At 66.0% G+C, this 14,478-nt stretch carries 13 protein-coding genes; all 13 read right to left on the bottom strand.

The genetic code is table 11. The features are described from left to right. Positions 1-259: 259 nt before the first annotated feature. Complete coding sequence (locus ACR4XJ_RS10580; RefSeq protein WP_333505471.1) at positions 260-703, bottom strand: NIL domain-containing protein; 444 nt, start codon at positions 701-703, stop codon at positions 260-262. Between the two features lie 34 nt (positions 704-737). Then, on the bottom strand, positions 738-1,742 hold the full coding sequence (gene ybgF, locus ACR4XJ_RS10575) for a tol-pal system protein YbgF (protein ID WP_434755186.1): 1,005 nt from the start codon (positions 1,740-1,742) through the stop codon (positions 738-740). Positions 1,743-1,803: 61 nt separating this feature from the next. Further along, positions 1,804-1,998, bottom strand: a complete 195-nt coding sequence (locus ACR4XJ_RS10570; RefSeq protein WP_434755185.1) for a PLD nuclease N-terminal domain-containing protein — start codon at positions 1,996-1,998, stop codon at positions 1,804-1,806. Positions 1,999-2,008: 10 nt separating this feature from the next. Then, entirely contained in the window at positions 2,009-2,509 is a 501-nt protein-coding gene (gene lspA / locus ACR4XJ_RS10565) for a signal peptidase II (RefSeq protein ID WP_434755184.1), read from the bottom strand. An 87-nt stretch (positions 2,510-2,596) separates the two neighbouring features. Further along, positions 2,597-5,422, bottom strand: coding sequence for an isoleucine--tRNA ligase (gene ileS / locus ACR4XJ_RS10560; RefSeq protein WP_434755183.1), 2,826 nt, complete (start codon positions 5,420-5,422; stop codon positions 2,597-2,599). Positions 5,423-5,628: 206 nt separating this feature from the next. Next, complete coding sequence (locus ACR4XJ_RS10555; protein ID WP_434755182.1) at positions 5,629-6,252, bottom strand: arylesterase; 624 nt, start codon at positions 6,250-6,252, stop codon at positions 5,629-5,631. 120 nt (positions 6,253-6,372) lie between these two features. Beyond that, positions 6,373-6,624 (bottom strand): HypC/HybG/HupF family hydrogenase formation chaperone, encoded by a 252-nt coding sequence (locus ACR4XJ_RS10550; RefSeq protein WP_434755181.1) that lies wholly within the window; start codon positions 6,622-6,624, stop codon positions 6,373-6,375. A gap of 48 nt (positions 6,625-6,672) precedes the next feature. Further along, on the bottom strand, positions 6,673-7,167 hold the full coding sequence (locus ACR4XJ_RS10545) for a HyaD/HybD family hydrogenase maturation endopeptidase (RefSeq protein ID WP_434755180.1): 495 nt from the start codon (positions 7,165-7,167) through the stop codon (positions 6,673-6,675). A 231-nt stretch (positions 7,168-7,398) separates the two neighbouring features. Further along, positions 7,399-9,102 carry a nickel-dependent hydrogenase large subunit gene (locus ACR4XJ_RS10540; protein ID WP_434755179.1) on the bottom strand — a complete coding sequence of 568 codons (1,704 nt, stop codon included), beginning with the start codon at positions 9,100-9,102 and terminating at the stop codon, positions 7,399-7,401. Positions 9,103-9,356: 254 nt separating this feature from the next. Further along, positions 9,357-10,310: a hydrogenase small subunit gene (locus ACR4XJ_RS10535; RefSeq protein WP_434755178.1), complete on the bottom strand. Its 954-nt coding sequence runs from the start codon at positions 10,308-10,310 to the stop codon at positions 9,357-9,359. 458 nt (positions 10,311-10,768) lie between these two features. Next, positions 10,769-11,248, bottom strand: coding sequence for a NiFeSe hydrogenase maturation protease (gene hysD / locus ACR4XJ_RS10530; RefSeq protein ID WP_434755177.1), 480 nt, complete (start codon positions 11,246-11,248; stop codon positions 10,769-10,771). A gap of 227 nt (positions 11,249-11,475) precedes the next feature. Next, positions 11,476-13,008 (bottom strand): NiFeSe hydrogenase large subunit HysA, encoded by a 1,533-nt coding sequence (hysA, locus tag ACR4XJ_RS10525; RefSeq protein ID WP_434755176.1) that lies wholly within the window; start codon positions 13,006-13,008, stop codon positions 11,476-11,478. Between the two features lie 30 nt (positions 13,009-13,038). Beyond that, the gene (gene hysB, locus ACR4XJ_RS10520) at positions 13,039-13,992 is read right to left on the bottom strand and encodes a NiFeSe hydrogenase small subunit (protein ID WP_434755175.1); all 954 of its coding nucleotides are present in this window, start codon (positions 13,990-13,992) and stop codon (positions 13,039-13,041) included. Positions 13,993-14,478: the final 486 nt, after the last annotated feature.

Here is a 14,478-nt window from a genome sequence, read left to right as displayed (position 1 = left end):
AAAGCGTGGGCCGTGATCGAAGGCCGGAAGTCCGCATTGGCGAACCTAGCAGATAGTCGGCCGCCGGAAAAGCGGAAAACGGCGGAACGGGCTCCCTTCGTCCGTGTGTAGGGGGGAGGGAGGGGAGGCGGAGCGGCGATGCCCGCAAAAAGGCGGGGCATGCGCGGAACATGCCGCGCACGCCCCGCCGGGGAGCGTCATTGTGAAGCCGTTGCGGGCAGAGCCGATACGGGCAAAGCCGGTGCGGCAGCGGTGGCGGCTACAGGCCGCCGTTCTCCACTTCCACGTTCATGGCCCCCACGGGGCACACGCGCGTACACAGTCCGCAGGCGGTGCAGCGGTCCTTGTCGAACACCACCACCCGAAGGGCGGTGTCCATGGCCAGGGCCGAGGTGGGACAGATGGCGGTGCACATGCCGCAGTGCATGCAGCTTTCCTCGTCGCGCGAGATGCGCTGCGAGACGTCGGTGACGGTTATCTCCTGCTCGCGCAGGTAGGCGATGCCCTTCAGACAGTTCTCTTCGCCCCCCGAAAGCTCCAGGGTCAGGTAGCCTTCCTTGCGCGGGGTGATCTGGGCCTTCAGGATGTTGACCGTAAGGTCGTACCTGCGCACCAGGTCGCTCACGATGGGCTTGCCGGAGATTTCGGGCGGGAACGTGAGATGGATGTTCTTGCGGTAGGTTTTGGTCTGTTGTTCGCTCATGACTGGTTCCGGGCCGGAGCTCCGGGTACTCGGATTATTTGTTCTCGCTCAGGAACTTCTTGGCGCGCTGCGCCTCGGGCGAATCGGGCAGCTTCTTGATCAGCTCGTCCAGGCGCACCTTTCCGGCGTCCTTCTTGCCGAGCCTGTAGAAGCTGATGCCCTGCTTGAGCAGCGACGAGGCGTACTTGGAGCTCTTGGGATACTTGGAGATGACCTGTTCGTACGCCAGGGCCGCCCGGGCGAAGTCCTGTTGCTGGAAGTTCGCTTCACCCTGCCAGAACCACGCGTTGCTGGTCAGCTTGTGGTCCCCGAAGGTGTTGGTGAAATCGGTGAAGGCCTTCACCGAATCCTTGTAGCGCCGTTCGTTGAACGCCGTCATGCCCTGGTCGTACAGCGCCTGGGCCGTGTCCACGGCTGCTGCGGCGGGCTTGGCGGCGGGAGTCGCGGCTCCCTTGGAGGGTTCCGCGCTGGTCACGGACATGGTGCCGCTTTGCGCCGGGGGCACCGTGACCGGCCCGGTGGGCTGGCTCGATGGCGCGACGACAAAGCCGTTCTCCTTGCCGGGGTTTACGAGCAGGACCGGGGCGTTGGGGTCGCCCGCGTGGGTCGTGCCGGTGGACGAGACCGCGCCGCCGGCGGCCCCCGTGGGGGCGGGCGCGGCGAGCACGCTGTCTATGTCGATGGCCAGTTGCGAGGCCATCTGCCGCAGGGCGATATCGTGGCGGTTCAGCTGTTCGCGCATCTGGGGCAGGTCGCGGCTCTGGTCGCCGGTGGCGTTCAGGCGCATCTGCATGTCGTCGATCTGGCCGCGCAGGGTGGCGATTTCCTGCCGGGTGGACTGCACCTGCGACCAGGTGTCCGCCTGTGCGGGCTGCACGCCGGAAAGCTGCGAGTTCAGCATCTGGATCTGCTGGTCCTGGCGCATGACGCGCGAGTTGAGGGCGTCCACGTCTTCCTGGCGCACGCAGCCGGAAAGGGCCACCAGCGCCGCCAGGGAGCAGACGGGAAGGAAACGACGGGAAAGGATGCGGGTCTTCATGGCTTTGGTCCGCCTTTCGGTTCACTTTGCGTGGCGTAAGGGTTCGCCGCCTCGGCCTGCGTCATGCCTTGCGGGCGCGCCGCCGGCCGAAGACGAGGTAGGCAAGCCCGCCGAGCACGGGAAGGAATATCCCGGCCGCCATCCACAGGGCTTTTTCCGCCGGGCGTTCGAACTCGTGGGTGTAAGAATGCCAGATGCACCACAGGTTGGGCAAGATGGGAATGGCGAGCAGGGGGATGAGCAGGAATGTGTTCACGTGTGGGCTCCTACTTGGCCTTGGGCGTGGTGTTGCGGGGCGCGGGCTGGCGGTACATGGCGATGAAGGCCAGGAACGCACCCACGCAGATGGCGATGTCCGCCACGTTGAAGGCGGGCCAGTGCCAGTCGCCCACGTAGAAGTCCAGGAAGTCGATCACCGCGCGAAAGCGCACCCGGTCGACGAGGTTGCCGAGGGCCCCGCCGAGGATGCAGCCGAACCCGGTGAACAGCACCTTGTCTTCCTGCGCGGCGCGCGTCAGCGATATGATGGCCCACACCGCCAGCACCGTGGCCACCAGGAACAGCCAGAACTGCCACTCTATGTCGGAGCGGTTCAGGAAGCCGAAGGCCGCCCCCCGGTTGCGCACGTTGACCAGGTCGAAGAGCCCGGCGACGACCGGCACCGAATGGTGTTCGGGAATGGCCGTCACCGCCCACAGCTTGGTGAGTTGGTCGAGGCCGATGACGGCCGCGGCGATGGAGAAGACCATGACGAATCTGGGACGCATGGGGCCTCTTGGGGCTTGGGCGTATGCCCCTTCCCGGCGGCGCGTCGGCGTCGTCGGGAAGGGGGAGCATGATCGGGCTTGTTGCCGCTACCCGGCGCCGCCGGTGCGCAGCACCGTGGTGCAGCGGCCGCAGGCGCCGGGGAAGTCCGGATCGGCGCCAAGGTCCTCGTGGTAGATCCAGCAGCGCTCGCACTTGGCGCCGGGGGCCTTGGCCACGCCGATGCGCAGACCCTTGACCTCTTCCGAGGCGAAGGCGGTTTCCGGCGCGTCCTCCAGCGGGGCGATGTTCAGCCTGGAGACGATGAACACCGCGCGCAGGTCGGTGCCGGTGGCGCGCAGCAGGGCGGCCAGCTTGTGGTCGGCGTACAGGGTCACGTGGGTGTCCAGCGAATGGCCCACCGTGCCCGCCTTGCGCAACGGCTCGATGGCCTTGGTCACCTCGGAGCGCACGGCCAGCACGGCCTCCCACCGTTCGCTTTCGTCGGAGCTGACGTTGTACAGCGGCGTGTCCGCACCGCGCAGGGCGAACACCGTGGGCGCGGCGGGGCGCAACGCCTCGGGGATGTGGCGGAACACTTCCTCGGCCGTGAAGCTGAGCACCGGGGCCATGTCGCGCGCCAGCACCAGCAGGATGTGCAGCAGGGCCGTCTGGGCCGAGCGGCGTTCCGGGCTGTCCTTGGCCGAGGCGTACAGGCGGTCCTTGAGCACGTCGAGGTAGAAGGCGCTGAGGTCGGTCACGCACAGGTTGTGCAGGGTGTGGAACACCTTGTGGAACTCGAACTCGGCATACGCCTCCTGGATGCGGGTGTGGGCGTCGGTGACGATGTCCAGCGCGTAGCGGTCCAGCGGGTCCATGACCGAGAACGGCACGATCTCCTCGGGCGTCAGGTCGTCGAGGTTGCCCAGCAGGTAGCGGCAGGTGTTGCGGATGCGCCGGTAGGCGTCCACCAGGCGGCTGAGGATCTCGTCCGAAATGCGGATGTCCTCGCGGTAGTCCACGGACGCTACCCACAGGCGCAGGATTTCCGCGCCGTACTTGTCGATGATCTCCTGCGGGGCGATGACGTTGCCGATGGACTTGGACATCTTGCGGCCCTCGCCGTCCACCACGTAGCCGTGGGTGAGCACGGCGCGGTAGGGCGGCACGCCGCGCGTGCCGATGGAGGCCAGCAGCGAACTGTGGAACCAGCCGCGATGCTGGTCCGAGCCTTCCAGGTACAGGTCCGCCGGGAACGAGGTGTCCCCGCGCTGCTCCAGCACGGCGGAAAAGCTGGTGCCGGAGTCGAACCACACGTCCAGGATGTCGGTTTCCTTCTTCCAGTGGCTGCCGCCGCAGTGCGGGCAGGCGAGCCCGGCGGGCACGATCTCTTCCAGCGGGGTTTCGTACCAGTAGTCGCAGCCGGTGGGGTGCTTGGCGAAGCGGTCGGCGATGTCGCGCATCCACGCGGCGTCGTTCCACGCCTCGCCGCAGCCTTCGCAGAGCAGGGCGATGATGGGCACGCCCCAGGTGCGCTGGCGCGAGATGCACCAGTCGGGGCGGAATTCGATCATGTTGTGGATGCGTTCCTCGCCCCAGGCCGGAATCCAGCGCACGTCGTTGCGGATGGCCGACAGGGCGCGGGCGCGCAGGTCGTTCCGTTCCATGGCGATGAACCACTGGGTGGTGGCCCGGAAGATGACCGGCTTCTTGCAGCGCCAGCAGTGCGGGTAGCTGTGCGAAATCTTGCGCTCCGCCAGCAGGTTGCCCACCTCGCGCAGCTTTTCGATGACCTTGGGGTTGGCCTCGAACACGGTGAGCCCGGCGAAGAAGGGCATGGAATCAAGGAAGCGCCCTTCGTCGTTGAGCGGCGAAAGGATTTCCAGCCCGTAGCGCAGGCCGGTCTCGTAGTCCTCGCGGCCGTGGCCGGGCGCGGTGTGCACGCAGCCGGTGCCGGAATCGAGCACCACGTAGTCGGCCAGCACCACCGGAGAGGGGCGGTCGTAGAAGGGGTGCGCGGCGGCCAGCCCTTCCAGCTTCGCGCCCGGCACGGTGGCGACGACTTCGTGGCCTTCCCAGCCGAAGGTCTTGGCGCAGCCATCCACCAGCGCGGCGGCCAGCACGTAGTGCGCGCCGTCGTGGCGGACCACGGCGTAGTCGTGGTCGGGGTGCACGGCCACGGCCATGTTGTCGGGCAGGGTCCACGGGGTGGTGGTCCAGATGACGATGTAGGCGCTGGCCGCGTCTGCGGGGGACAGGCCCAGCACGTCCGCAGCCCTTGCGTCGCGCAGGGGAAAGCGCACGAAGATGGAGGGCGAGGTGTGGTCGTAGTATTCCACCTCGGCCTCGGCCAGGGCGGTCTGGCACGAGCAGCACCAGTAGATGGGCTTCTTGCTGCGCACCACGTTGCCCGCGGCCACGAAGTTGCCGAGCTCACGCGCGGTGGCGGATTCGTAGGCCGGGTCCATGGTCATGTACGGCTTGTCCCACGCGCCCAGCACGCCGAGGCGCTTGAATTCCTTGCGCTGGATGTCCAGGTACTTTTCCGCGTACTGGCGGCAGCGCTTGCGCACCACGTGGGCGGGCAATTCCTTTTTCTTCTCGCCCAGTTCCTGCTCCACCTTGTGCTCGATGGGCAGGCCGTGACAGTCCCAGCCGGGCACGTAGCGGGCGGCGTAGCCCTGCATGTTGCGCGACTTGACCACCATGTCCTTCAATATCTTGTTCAGCGCCGTCCCGAGGTGAATGTGCCCGTTGGCGTAGGGGGGGCCGTCGTGCAGGACGTACGCGCCCTTCTGGCCGGACGCCTGAGCCATGGCGCTGTAAGCGTCAATGCCTTCCCAGAACTTGAGCATTTCCGGCTCGCGCTGGGTAAGGTTGGCCTTCATGGGAAATTTGGTGTCGGGCAGATGCAGGGTCTTCTTGTAGTCGCTCATGGACGTGCTGCTCCTGGGGGGTGTCGGCATGCCGGAAGGTCCGGCGGCGGCGCATGGCCGCGCCCGGCGAGGGTGACGGCGCGCGTGGCGCGTACCGCCGGGTGATGCAAAACGATGTAATTGGTTCAAGAAGGTGCGGAAGTCAAGCCGCGCGCGGCCCGCGCGGGCGCTGGAACGGCGGGGAGATGGCTGGCGTGGTGCGCCCGCTACGATCCGTCGGTTCCGCCGCCCCCGACCATGTCCAGCACGTACGGCAGGGCCGCCCTTGCCATGCGCTCGGCCCCGGCGGCATTGGGGTGCAGGCCGTCCCACAGGGTCAGGTCCGCCACGCCCCAGATGCCGTCCAGCACGTAGGGCCACAGGGGCACGCCGAATCGTGCGGCCAGACGTGGGAACAGGGCGTCGTAGTCTTCGGCGTAGTCCGGGTCGTCGGAGAACTCGGCCTTGAACCCGGCCAGCAGCGCGGGCACGCCCCGTTCGGCCAGCAGGGCCAGGATGGCGGCCAGGTTTTCCTCCATGTCCTGCGGGTCCAGCCCCATGAAGCCGTCGTTGGCCCCCAGTTCCACGATGGCGAAGCGGCGCGGGGCCGCGCCCTCATCGTTGGCGAAGTCGGGGTTGCGGGCCAGCCACGCGCGCAGGCGGCGCAGGCCGCCCGCCGTGGTGTCGCCCGAAAGGCCCAGGTTGACCACCGTGGCGTCAGGGTGACGCGCCGTTGGGCCGCCCGCGCGCAGCAGCCGTTCCAGCGCGGCGGGAAAGGCGGCCTCGGGTTCCAGGCCGTAGCCTTCGGTCAGGCTGTCGCCGAGGGCCAGCAGGGTGAGGGGATGGGACATGATGGACTCCGGTGGCTGGCCGGGAAACGGGAAAGGGAAGAACGTCCGCCGGGCGCGGCGTTCTTCCCCGTGATTCGGCATGGCGCGGGCCGGGCAGCGTACCGGCAGGCCCCGCGCGGATCAGAACCCTGCGGGCTGGCCTTCCACGGCCTCGGACATCTCGCGCAGCAGCCGCAGGGTTTCCTCGGCCTCGACCTTGTCCAGCACGCGCAGGGCGAACCCGGCGTGCACGATGACGTATTCGCCGATGGCGGGACGTTCGGGCAGCAGCATGGCCGAGACGTTGAGGTAGGTTTCGCTCTTGCCCACACGACACTTGGCCATGCCGGCGTCATTGATTTCAACGATCTCGGCGGGAATGGCGAGGCACATCGGGTCTGCTCCGTCGGGTTGTTCGGCCTGATTGTCCAGGCGGTTTGTTCAGTCGGCAGCCGGGGCGCAGTCGCCGCCCGCGCGGCGCACCTCGGCGACCACGGCGTCGCACAGCAGGGGCAGGCGCCGGTCCGCCACGGGGGAAAGTTCGGTGCCCAGCGACTGGTAGTCGTGGGGCTCCATGCCGATGATCACCGCCTCGGGGCGTTTGCCCGCAAGTTCGCAGAAGATCAGGGTGTCCACGAGGTCGGTCTGGTGCATGGAGTCGTTGAAGCCGAGGCTCTTGCGCAGGTCGTCGCCGGTCAGGCGGTAGATGGCGCCGGGTTCGTCGCCCGCGAGCACGGCGTCCACCACGATGAGGTGGTCGCACCCCATGATGGCGTCCATGAGCCGCATGCCGAGGGTGCCGCCGTCCATGACGGTGACGTTGTCGCTGAAGGCGTGCGCCTTCTGCAACGCCTCGACGGCGCGCACGCCGATGCCTTCGTCGGTGTACAGGATGTTGCCCACGCCAAGGACGAGGATGTTGGGGCGGTTGCTCATGTGGGGTGTACTATAGGGTTGGAAAAGGCCCGGCGCAAGGCCGGAACCTCGACATGCCAGCGATGTGCCGGGTTGCGAGGTTGCGCAGGCGGCCTGCGTGGGGCGCTGATCCGGTTGGTTGAAGACGAAAACGGCTCGCTGACGGCGCGGGCACGCCGCGCCTGCTTGCCGTTTTCGGGGGCTGCTGTTGGCGGAGCCCCGCCAGCCAAGGCCGACGGGGCTCCGGATAGCCTACAGGATGCGGAACTTGTGCACTTCGTTGGTGTGCCCGTCGATGACGTGCACGCCGCAGGCGATGCACGGGTCGAACGAGTGCACCGTGCGCAGGATTTCCACCGGGCGCTTGGCGTCGGCCACCGGGGTGCCGATGAGCGACTCTTCCACCGGGGACAGCTTGTTCTTGCCGCAGCGGGGGCCGAGGGTCCAGGTGGAGGGCACGACCAGCTGGAAGTTGCCGATCTTGCCGTCCTCGATGCGGATCCAGTGCGACAGGCCGCCGCGCGGGGCGTTGACGAAGCCCACGCCTTCCGCCTGCTTGGGCATTTCCCACGGGGCGCAGATGACGTTGTCGCCGCTGGCGATGTTGTCCTTGTACTCCTGGAGCATCACGCCCACGTATTCGGCGATGACGGCGGTTTCGATGCCGCGCGCCGCCGTGCGGCCCAGGGTGGAGAACAGGGCTTCCGGACCCACGCCCAGCTTGGCCAGCACGGCGTCGGTCAGGGCCTTCACCTTGGGATGCCCCTGCGCGTAGGCCACCAGCACCTGGGCGAGAGGCCCGGTTTCCATGGCTTCACCCATGTAGCGGGGGGCCTTCATCCACGAGTAGCGGTCGTCGCCGTGCAGGTCGGTGTACTTGGGCTGGGTCTGGCCCTTCCACGGGTGGAGGGCTTCCGCGCCTTCGTACCAGCTGTGGCGCACGTGCTCTTCGATCTGCATCTTATCGAAGGGCTTGAGGTTGGCGAGGTCGCGCTTGAAGACCACACCCGGCTTGAAGTACCGGCTGTTCAGGTCGTACTCGTCCTTCGGGAATTCGCCGAAAGTGATGAAGTTGGTGGTGCCGCCGTACTGCGACCAGTCCTTGTAGGCCGCGGCCACCACCAGCAGGTCGGGGATGTACACTTCATCCACGAACGCCTTGGTTTCCTTCCACAACGCCTCGAACTCCGCGATGCGCTGCGGGGTCAGGGCGTCGTAGCAGGTCACGCCGCCCACCACGGTGAACTGGGTGTGCGGGTTCTTGGCGCCGAAAACGGCCATGGCGCGGGCCGCCTTCACTTGCAGGCGCAGGGCCTCCAGGTAGTGGGCGGTGGCGATGAGGTTGGTTTCCGGGTCCAGGTAGTAGGCGGGGTGGCCGCCCAGGAAGTAGGCGTTGGTGAACGGGCCCAGCTGCCCGCTGTCCACGAAGGTCTTCAGCTTGTCCTGCACGGCCTTCAGGTCCGCCGCCGTGGTCTTGCGGGGCGAGATGGACGAGGCCACCTTGGCGGCCTTGGCCGGGTCGGCCTTCAGCGCGGCGGTGACGTCCACGAAGTCCAGGGCGTGCAGGTGGTAGAAGTGCACGATGTGGTCGTGCAGGTACTGCGCGCCCAGCACCAGGTTGCGGATGTAGGTGGCGTTCTTGGGAATGTGCACGCCCACGGCGTTGTCCACGCAGCGGGTGGAGGCCAGCGCGTGGGTGTAGGTGCACACGCCGCAGGTGCGCTGGGTGAAGTGCTGGGCGTCGCGGGGGTCGCGGCCCTTCAGGATGATTTCCAGGCCCCGGAACAGCGTGGAACTGCTGTACGCGTTCTTGACCTTGCCGTTCTCGACTTCCACCTCGATGCGCAGGTGGCCTTCGATGCGGGTCACCGGGTCGACGACGATGGGACCGCTATAGGAACTCTGGGGCGTCACGGGGATGCCGCCCGGAGCATTCTGGGCTCTGCAGCCGCTCATGGTATCCTCCTTGGCTGTTGCCTGGTCGGGTAAGTGGTGACCTGGGGCTGTTTCAAAATTGTCCTTTCGCCCGCTGGCGTCGTCAAACTTCGCCTGCCATTTCAGTCAAATACGATGAGAGCGCGTTGCGGTCCTCATCCGTACGGCTCGAAGACTCGCCAACGGCTGAGGCATGCTCCCTCATGGCAGGCTTGTTTTCCTTGCCAGCGAACGAAAATCCTAATTTAGACACAGCCCCGCGCGCGTGCGCGTGATCAGTTCTGGTAGAACGGGGTCATGGCGTCCCAGAAGTCGGGTTCGCTGCACCCGATGCAGGGGTGCCCCGCGTCCACGGGCCAGTTGGTCTGGTTGAACTTGATCTTCGGGCAGTTGTTCATGGTCACCGGGCCCTTGCAGCCCAGCTCGTAGAGGCACCAGCCCTTGCGGGCTTCTTCCGATTCGAACGACGGGGCGAATTCGCCCGCGTCGAAGTGCGGCAGGCGGGGGCACTGCTCGTGCACCGTCAGGCCGAAGAACATGGTGGGCCGGTTCAGGCTGTCCAGTTCGGGCGCGGCCTTGTTCTGCAGGTAGTACACGATGGTGCCGACCAGGTTGTACGGGTTCGGCGGGCAGCCGGAGATGTTGATGGAGTTGACGCCGAGGTGCTTCAGCGCGTCGTTGACGCCCTTGGCCCCGGTGGGGTTGGGCTTGGCCGCCTGCACGCCGCCGAAGGTGGCGCAGGTGCCGTACGAGATGACGGCCTGGGCCTTGGGCAGGATGCGCGAGCAGATGTCCAGCATAGTGTGGTTGGCCACCTTGCCGTAGATGCCGTTGGCAGCCGTGGGAATGCCGCCTTCCACCACGGCGATGAAGCCGTGCGGGCTGTTGACGGCCTGTTCCAGGGCGGCTTCCGCCGCCTCGCCCGCGGCGGCCATGAGGGTCTCATGGTAGTCGAGGGAGAGCGTGTCCAGAATGAGGGTGTCGATGTAGGGTTCGAACGCGCGCAGCACCGATTCGGAACAGCCGGTGCATTCGGCGTTGTGCAGGTAGACCACGGACGGACGCCGGGGACCCATGAGCGCGCGGGCAACTTCCGGCGCGAACGCGGGGCCCATGCCCATGGTCACGGCGATGGCCGTACAGAACTTGAGGAAGTCGCGTCGTGACACGCCGCGTTCCGCAAGCCTTTCCTCCACGCCCTCCTTGCCGAGACCGATCGAGATTTTCATCCCTGCCTCCTTCGGCACGGCGTCACGCCGTGCCTGCCCGCCGCCAGCGGCGCGGCGGGGTAAGGGTCGTACTGGTGCGAAAGGCCCCCCGAATGCGGGCGCTTCTGCGTGCATCCGTTTCCCGCGGTGACCTGTCCGCACGTTTGGCGGGAAGATACAACACATTGAAACGTTATTCCAATTGAAAATGCAAATGACGCACACATTTCCGCATCGCGGAAGGAAATGCCTGCCTGCAACGCCCGCCACGGCGTAGCGCACGCCGCGCATCCGCCATGCAATGAAGGAGGAATTGCTGCCGTATTGCATTGTTTGTGTATTCAACTTTGGGTGGTGAGTGCGCGAAAGACGGACATTGGGGAAACCAAAACAAGTGCCACGTTTCTTAAAAACGTGGCACTTGTTTTGGTGCACTGACTATCCCGCGCCGCCGGGCGAGGGAGGGCGGCCTGCGCGGTTCAGCCGGCCTGTTCCATTTCCGCGATGATGGTGCGGATTTCTTCGCGCGCCACCTCGATGAAGCGCGGAAAGGCGGCCTGCACCGGCTCGGAAAGCCCGATGTTCCAGTTCAGGAAGTCGTGCGGCTCCATGCCGATGACCTGCAAGCGCGGACGCGGGCCGCGCAGTTCGGCCATCTTCAGCGAGTCGATGAGATCCACGTCGTGGATGGACAGCCGCTGCTTCTCGTTCTGGACCAGATCGTCTTCGGACAGGCGGTAGATGGTGCCGGGGGCGCCCTTGGCGTGCACGATGTCCAGCACCAGCAGGCGGTCGTACCCTTCGAACAGGTAGAAGATGTCCTGGGTGAAGGTGCCGCCGTCCATGATGGTGACGTTCTGCGGCCAGGTTTCCTTCATCAGTTCCTCGGCGGCGAACACGCCGACACCGTCGTCGGTGAGCAGGGTGTTGCCGATGCCGAGTACGAGCAGCTTCTGCATGTGATGCTCCGGTGTCTTCTGGTCTTCGTGCGTGGGCGGAAAAATGGCGCCGCATGAAGCGGCCCGGCCGATGCCGGTGCGCGCGGACGGCCCGCCCGCCGGGCAACCACCTTATGGCGGGGCCGGTGGCGGCGCAAGACGGCGGGGGCCCCGGGCGGGCGGAAAAAGAGGAGGGGGCCCGGCCGGTCCTGCCGGTCTGGCCCCCTCCGTAGCGTCGGTAGCTTCGTCTACTTCACTTCGACGACGGAAACCTTGCCGGATTCAGCGTGCAGCACGTGCACGGCGCAGCCCAGTCACGGGTCGAAGGCGCGGATCACCCGCGCCACGTTCACCGGGTTGCTGATGTCCGGCACGGGGGTGCCGACCAGCGCGCGTTCCACCGGGCCAAGCTGGCCGTTGTCGTCGCGCGGGTTGCAGTTCCAGAGCGTGGCGGACACGATCTGGTAGTTGTCGATCTTCTGGTCCTTGATGTTGACGTAGTGGACCAGCGAGCCGCGCGGCGCTTCGGTGAAGCCCACGCCCTCGGAACTGGCGGGGATTTCGGCGGCGGCCCAGGTTTCTTCGCCCGCCTTCACTTCCTTCAGCCAGCGCTCGATGGCGCCGAGCATGTAGTAGGTTTCCTCGGCGCGGGCCACGTGGCGGCCCATGACCGAGAAGGCGGCTTCGTCGCCCAGGTCGCGGAAGCGCTTGGCGTTCAGCTTGAAGAGGTCCTTCAGCAGCTTCTGGCCCGCGGGCGACAGTTCGGGGTTGGTGATCCACATGCGGGCCACCGGGCCGGATTCCACGGCCTTGCCGTTGTAGCGGGGCGCCTTGACGAAGCTGTACGCGCCGGCCTTGTTGGGCGCGGGCACCGTCTTGCCTTCCGAGAAGTGGAGGCCGGTGGTGGCGTCGTCGAACCAGGAGTACTTGACGTATTCCTTGATCAGCTTGGGATCGAACGGCTGGTCCTTGCCGTCGATGTACACGCCGCGCTTCAGGTGCAGCTCGGTCATGGCGTCGTTGAGCGGGAACGCGCCGAACGAGATGCAGTTCTTGTAGCCCTGGCCGAACTTGAACAGGTCCTTGTAGGCCGCGCCCACGGTGTAGGCCACGGGCACGTACTTGGTCTCGACGAATTCGCGCACCTTTTTGAAGCGGGCGGCGTATTCGACAAGGGCTTCCTTGGTGGGGATTTCGGTGGTGCCGCCCACGACCTGGCCCTGCACGTGGGGCATGCGCCCGCCGAACATGGCGACCATTTCGTGGCAGATGCGGCGCACTTCAAGCGCTTCCAGGTACTGGTCCACCGCGGCGGCGTTGATGTCCTTGGGCAGGCGCAGGTCGGGCTTGGCGTAGCGCGGCACGAAGGGCGCGCTGTCCGGCCCCTGCACGAAGTCCAGGGCGGCCAGGTGGTAGAAGTGCAGGATGTGCGACTGCAGGTAGTTGGCGCCGAAGGTCAGGTTGCGGGTCAGGCGGCCGTTGGTGGGCACCTTGACCTTGAAGGCGTTGTCGAGCGCAAGGCACGACGCCGTGGAATGGGCGGTGGGGCACACGCCGCAGATGCGCTGCACGATCTGCGAGGCGTCGCGCGGGTCGCGGCCGCGCAGGATGGTTTCGAAGCCGCGGTACATGCCGCCGGACAGGCGGGCGTCAACCACCACGCCGTTCTCGACGACGACTTCGGCTTTGAGGTGCCCTTCGATTCTGCTTACCGGGTCGATGGCGATGGTCGCCTTGCCGGTGGCCCCGGCAGGAGCGGCCTTGGGTGTACAGCCGGACATGGTTTCCTCCTTGGAGTATGGCGCCGGGGGCTAGGCCGAGTAGAAGGGGGACTTGCCGTCGGGGAAGTCGGGTTCGACACAGCCGATGCACACCGCGTTGGAGATGCACCAGTTCACCCCGCCGTTCCACTTGCGCTCGAAGCTGTCGCACATGGACATCGGGCCCTTGCAGCCGAGGTCGTAGCGGCAGCCGTCCTTCTGGGTGAAGGTGGCGCTCATTTTCCCGGCGTCGTACGCATCAAGGTAGGGGCAGTTTTCGTGGACGTTGCGACCATAGAACGGGGTGGGACGGCCGTCGCTGTCGAGCAGCTTGACCACTTCGCCAAGGCCGCCGGCAAGGCCCTTGGCCTTGATGGCGTCCAGCGCCACCACCACGGTGCCCACGATCCAGTCGGGATGGGGCGGGCAGCCGGGAATGTTCACCACCGGGGTGGCGATGCCGTTGTCCTTGAAGAACTGCGACACCGACTTGGCGCCGGTTTCGCTGCCCTCTGCGGCGGGAATGCCGCCGTAGGCGGCGCAGGTGCCCACGGCCAGCACGGCCGCGGCGTTGGCGCCGATGCTCTTCATGGCGTCAGCCATGGAGATTTCCTTGTGGTGCGCCTCGCCGATGATGCAGTACTTGCCGTCGGCCTCGGTGGGCACCGCCCCTTCGACCACGACGAAGTACTTGCCCTTGTACTGCTCGGCGATCTTCATCATGTGTTCCATGGCGGGCTCGCCTTCCCACGCCATGACGGTGGGGTGGAACTCCAGGCTGATGACCTTCAGCAGCACGTCGGCAATGGTCGGGTGCACCGAGTTCAGCAGCGACACCGAACAGCCGGTACAGCCCTGGCCCTGCAGCCAGAGCACCGGGGGCCGTTCGCCGTTCAGCGAACCGGAAATGGCTTCACAGACGGCGGGGTGGAACATCTGGGATATCCCGAACCCTGCAACGGTGCCTGTGCACAATTTGACGAAATCACGCCTGTTGAGACTCATCCCTGCCTCCTAGGTTGCGGCGTTTGCATAGACCGTGGCGGCTATTTTCCCGCGATAGCCCCGTATTGTTTCAATGACGAATAGCCCTCCCCCCTCGCCAGGGTCAATGCACTGTCGATGGAAGGGCCGAGTTTTGATAGAAAAAAGTGATTTGCCGGGGTGGGTTGCGACGGTTGAGCGGTCAAACGCGGCTGATGGTGCGAATAAAGAATAAAAAAGTGCTATCGTATCCGGGGCAGTGCTACGCGGGTGTCTTGTCCGGGCGAAGCATTTCTGCCCGTGCCCATTGAGGATTTGCCGGGCCGGGCCGCACGCGGCGTGTGCGGATGCTGTGCAGGATCAGGATGAAATGCTTGGACAAGCATTGATACGGGGAAACAATGGACAAATAAAAATCCACCGGCATAGCCGGTGGTATTTCATATGCGCCTGTAAGGCTCTGTTACCAGCAGCGCCCTAGCAGGCGCATATTTTTAGATCTGGCAT

The sequence above is a fragment of the Nitratidesulfovibrio sp. D1 genome (assembly GCF_051133415.1).
In the GTDB taxonomy this organism is placed as follows: Bacteria; Desulfobacterota; Desulfovibrionia; order Desulfovibrionales; family Desulfovibrionaceae; genus Cupidesulfovibrio.
This window is presented reverse-complemented; position numbering and strand designations above follow the sequence as displayed.

Excerpts from the sequence above, each read along its gene's own strand:
- ybgF (WP_434755186.1), bottom strand. The coding sequence starts at position 1,742 with ATGAAGACCCGCATCCTTTCCCGTCGTTTCCTTCCCGTCTGCTCCCTG.
- hysB (WP_434755175.1), bottom strand. The coding sequence starts at position 13,992 with ATGAGTCTCAACAGGCGTGATTTCGTCAAATTGTGCACAGGCACCGTT.
- ileS (WP_434755183.1), bottom strand. The coding sequence starts at position 5,422 with ATGAGCGACTACAAGAAGACCCTGCATCTGCCCGACACCAAATTTCCC.
- ACR4XJ_RS10535 (WP_434755178.1), bottom strand. The coding sequence starts at position 10,310 with ATGAAAATCTCGATCGGTCTCGGCAAGGAGGGCGTGGAGGAAAGGCTT.
- lspA (WP_434755184.1), bottom strand. The coding sequence starts at position 2,509 with ATGCGTCCCAGATTCGTCATGGTCTTCTCCATCGCCGCGGCCGTCATC.
- ACR4XJ_RS10580 (WP_333505471.1), bottom strand. The coding sequence starts at position 703 with ATGAGCGAACAACAGACCAAAACCTACCGCAAGAACATCCATCTCACG.
- ACR4XJ_RS10555 (WP_434755182.1), bottom strand. The coding sequence starts at position 6,252 with ATGTCCCATCCCCTCACCCTGCTGGCCCTCGGCGACAGCCTGACCGAA.
- ACR4XJ_RS10545 (WP_434755180.1), bottom strand. The coding sequence starts at position 7,167 with ATGAGCAACCGCCCCAACATCCTCGTCCTTGGCGTGGGCAACATCCTG.
- ACR4XJ_RS10540 (WP_434755179.1), bottom strand. The coding sequence starts at position 9,102 with ATGAGCGGCTGCAGAGCCCAGAATGCTCCGGGCGGCATCCCCGTGACG.
- hysD (WP_434755177.1), bottom strand. The coding sequence starts at position 11,248 with ATGCAGAAGCTGCTCGTACTCGGCATCGGCAACACCCTGCTCACCGAC.
- ACR4XJ_RS10550 (WP_434755181.1), bottom strand. The coding sequence starts at position 6,624 with ATGTGCCTCGCCATTCCCGCCGAGATCGTTGAAATCAATGACGCCGGC.